The organism is Deltaproteobacteria bacterium HGW-Deltaproteobacteria-6 (genome assembly GCA_002840435.1).
Classification (GTDB): domain Bacteria; phylum Desulfobacterota; class Syntrophia; order Syntrophales; family Smithellaceae; genus UBA8904.
Genome location: PHAT01000014.1, coordinates 2,104 through 11,738, shown reverse-complemented (window position 1 = coordinate 11,738; position 9,635 = coordinate 2,104). Strand labels below are relative to the sequence as shown.

Annotated in this window: 6 protein-coding genes; 1 reads left to right on the top strand and 5 read right to left on the bottom strand. The window is 50.3% G+C overall.

Annotation, left to right across the window (positions count from 1 at the left end; genetic code table 11):
• Positions 1–439 precede the first annotated feature (439 nt).
• On the top strand, positions 440–889 hold the full coding sequence (locus CVU71_18230) for a large conductance mechanosensitive channel protein MscL (GenBank protein ID PKN16937.1): 450 nt from the start codon (positions 440–442) through the stop codon (positions 887–889).
• A gap of 191 nt (positions 890–1,080) precedes the next feature.
• Here CVU71_18230 and CVU71_18225 read toward each other — a convergent pair whose 3' ends face one another.
• From CVU71_18225 to CVU71_18205, 5 genes are all read right to left on the bottom strand, one after another.
• The gene (locus CVU71_18225) at positions 1,081–3,291 is read right to left on the bottom strand and encodes a poly(3-hydroxyalkanoate) synthetase (GenBank protein PKN16936.1); all 2,211 of its coding nucleotides are present in this window, start codon (positions 3,289–3,291) and stop codon (positions 1,081–1,083) included.
• 178 nt (positions 3,292–3,469) lie between these two features.
• Positions 3,470–5,437, bottom strand: coding sequence for a hybrid sensor histidine kinase/response regulator (locus CVU71_18220; GenBank protein ID PKN16935.1), 1,968 nt, complete (start codon positions 5,435–5,437; stop codon positions 3,470–3,472).
• A gap of 119 nt (positions 5,438–5,556) precedes the next feature.
• A complete protein-coding gene (locus tag CVU71_18215) occupies positions 5,557–6,948 on the bottom strand; it encodes a histidine kinase (GenBank protein ID PKN16934.1) in 1,392 nt (463 codons plus the stop codon).
• A gap of 73 nt (positions 6,949–7,021) precedes the next feature.
• The gene (locus CVU71_18210) at positions 7,022–7,150 is read right to left on the bottom strand and encodes a hypothetical protein (protein PKN16933.1); all 129 of its coding nucleotides are present in this window, start codon (positions 7,148–7,150) and stop codon (positions 7,022–7,024) included.
• Entirely contained in the window at positions 7,147–9,384 is a 2,238-nt protein-coding gene (locus CVU71_18205; GenBank protein PKN16932.1) for a hypothetical protein, read from the bottom strand. Before CVU71_18205 ends, CVU71_18210 begins: the two co-directional genes overlap by 4 nt.
• Positions 9,385–9,635: the final 251 nt, after the last annotated feature.

The following is a 9,635-nucleotide window of genomic DNA, read 5'->3' as shown; positions in this document are numbered from 1 at the left end:
AATGGGAATCAAAACGGGCATTGATCTTACCAAGCTTCTGGACTGCGTGAAACTCGCGGAGCAAATGGCCGGGATCCCGCTGCCCGGCCACCTTTTAAGGGCAGGCAGGGCATCACAGATCGCCGAAATACCGCAGCATCTGAAACGGCAGAAAATCCTTGACTGAAAAATCGTCTGCCGGAACTTTCTTTATACCAGTCATAATGATAAGCCCGAACCATGACTTCGTTCCTATTCTGTTGTTTTTCTATTTCTCCCAATGCACGCAGCATTTCAATCCGCAGTGATCAAAATGGCTGAAGTTTAACGCAACCTGTGTTACAACCACGCATTATAAATTACGAATAAAGCATAAGAGGAAATGATTTAGTCATGCCCGGGCGCTTCCGCCTGCAAAAAAAACGCTGGGAGCAAAATCTGAAAAGCAAAGGAGGAACTCATGGTAGAAGAATTTAAGAAATTTATTTTACGCGGAAACGTATTGGACATGGCCGTCGGTATCATCATCGGCGCCGCTTTCGGATCTATCATTACCTCACTGGTGGCTGATGTGATCATGCCACCCATCGGTCTGCTCCTGGGCAATGTCGATTTTTCCAATTTATTTATTGTCTTGAAAGACGGGGCTAAGGCTGCCGCTCCGTATGCCTCCCTGGCCGCGGCCAAACAGGCAGGCGCCGTGACAATGAATATCGGTGTTTTCATCAACACGATCATTTCATTTCTCATTGTCGCCCTGGCAATTTTTCTTTTGATTCGCAGCGTCAACAAGCTCCACCAAAAGCAGGCAGAGGCTCCCACGACCCAGGATTGCCCCTACTGTCTGATGAGCATTCCCATCAAAGCCTCGCGTTGCGGGCACTGCACTGCGGATTTGAAGAAGACCTGAGGATGGCCGATCATTGTCAACGCCGTCATCCAAGAACATGAAGGATATATATGGCGTCCAGGAAGTCTGCTGCAGCTGTTATGATTACCGGGTCATCCTTACACAAAGTCTGTCAAGTCTGGTTGGTTCAGCTTCACGTAAAAAGGCGGTTTTAATAACCGCCTTTTTACGTCGTTTATCTGATAAACACGCTACAGCTTCAGTCCTTTTTTGATCTTTTCGAGCATGATTTTCTCATCGTCGTTATATGCGCCATCCGCGAGGAAGAGCCGGCGGGCGATGCTTAAGGCTTCCATACGGTCGTCCTTGTTTTTGATCAGGACCGACAGGGCATTGATGGCTTTTTCCTCATCAGCCTGGAGAATGGCGGTCTGCTCCTGCATGATCTTTTTAAACTGAGACGGACGCAGTTTGCTCAATACCTTGTGCGTAACGGCGATTTCCGTTCCGATTTCATAATGCTGCCTTTTGACACCCCGGCTGATTCTGGCCGTGGCCATATAGACGCGAATAAGACCTTCAGCCACCCCTCCCTGCTCCATCGCCAGAAGCCGCTTATCATAATCGGCGCGCTCCTCCTGCTCCTCCAGGGACGGTTCCGCCTCAAGGGGCGGGAAGAGACGTCTGAGCCAGTCACTGCTGTAAATCTGTTTAAACAAGGTTTCCTGATTGAGATCGCGATAGTCACGGTAAATATCCAGGATACCGTCGATATATGCGGCAAAATCTTTTTCCATGGCTGTAAACGGATTATCCGCCGCCGCGGGCTTGCGGTTCTGCCTGGTTATGGAGGCGATGTTTTTCAGCGGGCGCATCAGGGGGTTGATGTCGGCAAACAGATATCGCTGAGTGCGCAGCGGATGCAGATAACGGATGATTTCCGCGCCCAGTTCCGTGGACCAGAATTTCACCCACGGACGCGCCAGCAGCTGATACAGGTTGTCGTTGGCCTCGGATACCTTGGCCACCACGCTGAAATCCGTTTCATCAGATGTTCCGTCGTCATAAGCAGCGATGTCGGCAAAGGTGCGCGGCGCAAAATCCGTGGTAAATTTTTCGCTCTTGATATCGCCTTCGATCACCATCTCGTAAAGGCCGGGCGGCAGAAAATCAATCATGTCAAAGTTGCTGATGATTTGATTGTGTTCCTTTTTGGCAACGGAACCGGCGACGAAAATTCCCAGATGGCCGATGTCTTTGTGAACGATGTAAACAATAACCTGGCCGTGTCTTTTAATGTCTTCCACAGAGCTGTAAACGCGGGGAATCCAGTTGAGCGCCTGCTGGGCCGGGGTAATGTTATCGCCCATCGACGCGAATACCAGGATCGGACTTGAAATATTTTTCAGGCTGAGCTTTTGTCCTTCGCGCAGTTCGAGTTTGCCGCGTTCGAGTTTGTTGCCGACGAAGAGGTTGTTGACGATATAGTGGATTTCGTCGGTGTTCATCATGAAGAAACCGCCCCACCATTTTTCAAAGTTAAGGTAGCGCTCCTCTTCCGTGTCCAGCTGTGAATAAACATTATACTGCTTGGCCCAGAAGGTATTGGCCGGATTCAAGAGCTCCATGTTCAGAACCAGGTTGGCGCCGTCAAAAACGCCGTTGCCCAGATCGCTTAAAAGGGAATTGACCCACACGCCGCCCAGAAGGCCTCCCTTATAACGCATGGGATTGACGCCGGAGACACCGCTCCAGTAAGACAGCGGCGCACCGTTCAGCACCAGCGGCCCGCCGATGCCGGGCCGGTCCGCGTACGCCAGCGCCGCACCCCAGCCCGCCTGACAGTTGCCCATGACGGCCGGCGCGTCGGCGTAGGGATTCAGTTCGACAACCTTCTCAATGAACTTCTCGATGGCTTCTATAACATCCGGGAGGGTCTGGCCGGGAATGGGATCGGTGTAAAACAGGATAAAATAAACCGGATGGCCGTGCTCCAGAGCCATGCCTATTTCCGAGTCGCGTTTGGAACCGCCGATGCCCGGGCCGTGGCCGGCGCGCGGATCAATGATCACAATCGGCCTTTTGGGCTTTTCCGGACGTTCCTTGCTCTTTTGGCGGCGTTCCCCATGGCCGGGCGCCGCATCCTTCTTGCGGCGGTCGGAGATTCTGACCAGCGCGTAATTGGCGGGATGCTGGAAATTCTTGGCATTGAGGATCAGCTCATAGTTAAACGTCAGCACCGGCGGCTGGCCGCTGCGGATATGTTTGATGTAGTTGTTTCCTCTTTTGCGGAGAATATCCGTAAAAATGATCGATCGCTGCACGGAATCCACGAGATATTCATTCAGATGTTTTTGCCAGTCCGACCATTCCTGAACCTGCTTTTTATCAGGCTGTGTATCCATAAATATTCTCCTCATGTCCTGTTGACGGTTTCGTAAAAGCCGCCCCATTTTTCTCATTCCCGCGCGTGGCCTGAATACCTGAAGGTTATTTGCGGTAACGGCAGCGTTTGCGGCATTTTTGCGAGTTCTTTGCTTTGCATATTAACTATCGGCAATTACTGGGAATATCTTAACGATGTATTCCGCCATTGTCAAGCCGGTAAAGATTGCGGGAGACAAGGGTACAAAAAAAGGATCAGCGGGAAGAACTTCCGCCATCATTTTCATCAATCGCCTTTCTCACGGCTTCTGCCAGCTTCCGCCTGGTAACCGGTTTGAGGAGAAAAGCTTTGATACCCAGCCGGGCCGCTTTTTCGGCATTGATGTAGGAACTGTATCCTGTGCAGAGAATAATGGGCTGATGAGGCCGCAGTTTGATAATCTGCTGCGCCAGTTCACTGCCGGACAGGCGCGGCATGGTCATATCGGTGATGATCACATCAAACTGGCCGGAATCAGCCTGAAAAATCTTCAGCGCTTCCGCGCTGTCCGTGCAGGTTGTGACCGAGTAGCCGAGTCCGGTCAGCATATTGTGCGCTAATTCGACTAATTCTTCTTCGTCATCGACGAAAAGGATGCGTTCGGAACCGCCAGGAATTTGTTCGGCCTCTGATGATTCGGCTTCGGCCTTTTGTCCCGTGAGGCAGGGCAGATAGATGTGGAAAGTCGCTCCCTGACCGGGTTTGCTTGCCGCCTGCACGATTCCATCGTGATTTTTCACAATGCCGTAAACGACGGACAGACCGAGGCCTGTTCCTTCGCCGACTTTTTTGGTCGTGAAAAACGGATCGAAAATCCTGCCGATGATGGCCGGATCAATGCCTTCTCCCGTGTCGGATATGCTGAGCCTGACGTAGTCTCCCGGTTTTAAATGAAGCTCGCTTGCCCGCCCGGCGGAAAGATTTTTCCTGGCCAGACGCACGCTCAGAATACCGCCTTTTTCCCCCATGACGTGAGCGGCATTTGTGCAGATGTTCATGATGACCTGGTGCATCTGTGTGTAATCGGCATGGATGACGAACGGCTGATCGGCCAGCTCCTGTCTCATTTCGATGGTCTTGGGTATTGTGGCGCGCAGGAGCCTCATGGCTTCCTGCACAACCGTCTGCAAATCCGTCGGTTTTTTATCCGGCTCCACATGGCGGCTGAAGGACAGGATCTGCTTAACCAGATTCCTGGCGCGTTCCGCCGCGTTCAGAATTTGCTGAATGTTCTGGCGGCGGATGACTTCATCCTTTTGATGTCCGGCCAGTTCCGCATAGCCCATGATGCCGCTTAATATATTATTAAAATCGTGCGCGATGCCGCCTGCCAGTGTACCCATGGCTTCCATCTTCTGCGCCTCAAACAGTTGCTTCTCCAGATTGCGGTGTTCTTCCTCGGCCTTTTTGACGGCTGAAATATTGCGGCCGCTGGTGCGGATACCCAGAAAATTGTCATATGCGTCAAAGACCGGCTGCCAGGAAACACTCAACCAGAGTTTTGCGCCGTTCTTATGAAAATACTGGATTTCAAAGTTTTCGCCCCGGGTTCCGGTAAGAGCTTTTTGAAAGTGCTGTAAAAACGAGCCGCGGTCTTCTTCGGCGATGATCACGGAAATAAAATCCGGCATAGCCAGAACTTCATCCGCCGAATAGCCGGTAATGCGCTCCACGGCCGGATTAACCCAGAGATATTTTCCGTCCGGTCCAAACCACGATTCCCAATCCACGGTATAATTCGCAATGGTTTTAAATTTTTCCTCGCTCTGCCGCAGCGCCTCTTCGTCCTGCTTTTGCCTGACGCGCATCGCCTTCTTTTCCAGTTCACGCTGAACAGCCAGGCCGAGACGCGTCAGATTGCCTTTCATAATATAATCGGAAGCCCCGCGGTGAATGCAGTCCAGGGCCGTTTCCTCGCCGATGGTGCCGGAAACAACGATCAGGGGAATATCAAGATTTGATTTTTTCAGAATCCCGATGGCGTCGAGGCCGCTGAACCCCGGCAGATTGTAATCGCACAAAATAATATCCCAGGGTTGACGCGACAGGGCAAGGGTCATGTCCTCCGCCGTCTGCACCCGTTCGGCCTCCGTCTGATAGCCGCTCTTATTCAACGTGCGGATCAGGAGCAAAGCGTCGTCTTCCGAATCTTCAACCATCAACACTTTCAGAGGTGTTAACATGTTTCCTCCTGGAAAGGAAAGATTACGGCGATTCTAAAAGATGATTACGGCGATAAAAAATCGCTGTAATCGCTGCCTCTAATCATTGTAATCGTTTTTTTGAAATCGCTGTAATCATTTTACGCTTTAAAGTTGAATCTCTTTTCCCTGAACAATCGCAGACAGACGTCCACAATATCCGGATCATAGAGAATGCCCCTGTTCTTAATGATTTCATTCAATGCCGGCTCGATGCCGAGGGACGCACGGTAAGGACGGTGGGAGGCCATGGCTTCCACCACATCGGCGACCGTCAGTATTTTCGATTCCAGCAGAGTATCCTCTCCTTTTAAATGATTGGGATACCCGGATCCATCCATCCGCTCGTGATGCTCATGCACGATCCGGGCAATCGGCCAGGGGAAATCAATATCCTTCAATATGTCATACCCGGCCTGGGCATGTGTTTTAACGATTTCAAATTCTATATTGGACAGTTTAGTCGGCTTGGTGAGAATTTCGGAGGGAATGGAAATTTTTCCCAGATCATGAATGGTGCTGGCCATGCGCAGGCCACTGAGCCGGTTGTTTTCCAAATGCAGCTCCAGGGCGATGGCGTACGCAAGATCGGCCACCCGTCGCTGGTGTCCGGCCGTGTAAGGATCTCTCGCTTCCACGGTCACCGCCATGGCATGAATGGTTGCCTCCAGTGATTTCCTCAGCTGTTCCAGACTGTGCTGGCGCTCTTTATCCATCTGTTTAAGGTCTGTGATATCGCGGACGATTCCTCTGAAACCGATGGCTTTACCGTCTTGATCCTTAAGCAGGGTAAAAGATGACTGGATGACCTTTCTGTCTCCATTCTTTTGTATGATTTCATAATCGAATAACCGGCCCGGTTCTCCTGTGCGGTAAACTTTGTTATGAGCCTGATATAATTTTTGGGCCGTTTCTTCATCCGTATAGGCCCGGTTGTTCATGCCCATCAGCTCCTCTGGAGGATATCCCCATATCCGGCATAAGGCATTATTGAAAAAAGTAAAGTTGCCGTCTATATCCGCCTCGTAGTAACCATCCCCGATGCTTTCCAGTATCGTCCGGTATTTTTCTTCGCTTTGGCGCAGCGCCTCTTCGTCCTTTTTTTGCCTGGCACGCATCTCCTTCTCCTGCAGCTCTCGCTTCACTGCCAGCCCAAGACGCGTCAGATTGCCTTTCATAATATAGTCGGATGCTCCGCGGTGGATGCAATCCATGGCCATTTCCTCGCCAATGGCGCCGGATACAACGATGATGGGAATATCGACATTCATTTTTTTTGCAAGCGCAATGGCGTCGATGCCGCTGAAACCCGGCAGATGAAAATCACACAAGATAATATCCCAGGGTTGACGCAACAGAGCCAGAGTCATGTCTTCCGATGTTTGCACCCGCTCAGCTGTCGGTTCATAGCCGTTCTTTCTCAGCGTTCGAATCAGGAGCAAGGCATCGTCTTCCGAATCCTCAACCATCAGCACTCTCAGGGGGCTCAACATAATAACTCCTTCGGGGATGATTACAGCGATTTTACAATCGTTGTAATCGTGTTCTTCATTCTGTAATCTTTCTTCATATCATTAGCCTTCTTATTTCACAGCTCTTATTGCCAAAATTGACAAGCAGTCCGACTTTTATATCAGACGCTTTTAAATAAGAAACGGTCTGACTTTCAAATATCTTGGGTAATCTCTTTTTCACTCGCCCAGGGTGAAGAAGAACGTGGCCCCCTTTCCCGGTTCGCCTTCGGCCCGGATTCGCCCGCCGTGACGGTTAATAATTCGCTGGACGGTTGCAAGCCCGATCCCCGTTCCCGGGAATTCTTCCATCCGGTGAAGGCGCTGAAACGCTTCGAAAATCCTGTCGACATATTCCATGTTGAACCCCGCGCCGTTATCACGGATAAAAAACACCGTCTCACCCTTTTGCACATCAGCGCCGAATTCAATATGCGGGGTTTCGGTTTTACCTGTAAATTTCCAGGCATTCTCCAGCAGGTTGTTCACGGCGATGTTGATCAGGCGCTGATCCGCCTTGACAATGATGCCATCTTGAATATCCAGAACCAGGCCTTTCAGCATATTTCTCTGCTGAAGCTCACCGGCAATTTCGCGAACCATGGCGCTTAAATCGAAATCCTGGCGGTAAAAATCGGATTTCAACACCCGCGACAGGCTGAGCAGATCATCGATCAACCGGTTCATATTCAGCGTCGCGCGCCGGATTCTTTCCAGATAATTTTTTGCCTCATCATCCAGTTTGTCCCCATAATCCTCCAGCAGCGCTTCACTAAACCCGTCGATGCTTCTGAGCGGCGCCCTTAAGTCGTGGGAAACGGAATAACTGAATGCCGCCAGCTCTTTGTTGACTGCCTCCAGCGACCGGTTGGCGGATATAATATCTCTGGCGCTCGCATTCAGATCATCCACCAGATTCAGAAGCGCTATCTGGGTGTTGCTCAGTTCCTGAGTCCGCTGTGTGACGTGCTTTTCCAGATCCGCGTTGAGCTGAAGGATGGTCTCATTATAACGTTTCTGTTCGGTAATGTCCTGGATAATAACGATAAATTTTGTAACCATTTCGTTTTCTTTGAGAAATGACGCAGTTAACCAGGCGGGAAAAGTCTCCCCGTTTTTTCTCTGCAGAGTCGTTTCGAAACGGGCAAGATTCTTTTTCTGCAAAATGGTTTCCTGAAAAATGCCGGTGCTGCGGAGATATCCCTCCTGGCCGGGGTAAAACATGAGGCTGTTCTTTCCCAGAACTTCTTCTTTGGCGTATCCGAAAATATTGATGGCGGCTTCATTTAAATATTCAATGACCCGTTCCGGATATTTAACGACAAATATCGCATCGACCAGCGCATTGTTCAGCCTCTCCAGATAAATGTTTGTTTCCTTCAGGCCTTCATCCGCTTTTTTGTGCTCGGTGATGTCTTCAATGCTGTTCAGGATACACTTTTCATCATTGATGGTGATGGCCTCCGCTGAAAAGAGTCCCGTAATGATTTCTCCCGACTTTCTCCGGAACTGGAACTCCCGCTGCCGGATTGTGCCGTTCCGGGATATTTCGCCTATGACCATCCTGCGATCTTCGTCCCGAGCCCACAGTTTTAAATCAATGCTTGTTTTTCCTTTAATCTCCGAAACATCATATCCGCTGACCTTCACAAAACCTTCATTGACTTCGATAATCGTGCCATCAAACATCCTCGCGATACTGAGCGCATAGGGCGAAGAATGATAAGCCTTGAAAAATTTTTCTTCCTGCGTCCGGATGTTTAACAAAAGACGTTTATTGTACATGAGTCCCAGGCTGAAGGTCAAAGCGACAAATAAAAGTTCATAGGCGATAATCATCAGCGCGTCGAACGTGCTGGGCATAAAGAAATCGGTCCGGGGAGCAACCACGGTGAAATGATGGCCGATGCGCAAAAGGCTTAATACGCTGTATCCGGCAAAAACCACGCCGACCCGGCGCATCAGCGGCCGGTAAGCGGCCGATGCACCAATCAGCGCAAACCAGGCGCACTGGAAAGTTACGACCAGCAGACCTATGGACGTGTTGAGATTTCTGGCTTCCACGCCGGACTGAGCGAGCATTAAATAGATGTGCATCAGGATCGCCGCCGGAATAAATATATAATTAAAAAGTTGATTGCGCTTTGCCCCGGCAAAACGTAACAGGGCCAGGTATCCGAAAAACGCGCCTGTCAATACCAGTGCGTTGGGCAGCGCAATGGAGGCCCAGTCGGGAATGACACCCCGCAGGACAATCAGCAGGATCGCCACAAACTGCATCGCATAATTGGCGATCCACAGAAGCGTTCCGGCAAATCGTTCGCGGTTTTGCCGCCACAAAATGATCATGACAGCCAGACAGACGGCGTCCATCAGCACGTAAGAGAAAAATATTGTCCGCATGTCCAGTAGCATCATAATACTCCTTGATGACAGCGATTTTAAAAGATGATTACAACGATTCCGGCATCAATGCAATCCTGTCTTTAATCATAGTAATCCCGTCCTTCAATCACTGTAATCTTCTTCTCCTGATCTCTGTAATCATTTCCCCTCCAACTCCGCAATCTTTGCCTTGAGTTCGGCCATTTTCATCTCCCGGCCGACAAAAACACGATTCGTTTCTTCCAGCTGCGCAATGGTCTGTTTCAGCTCTGCGGTGCGCTCAT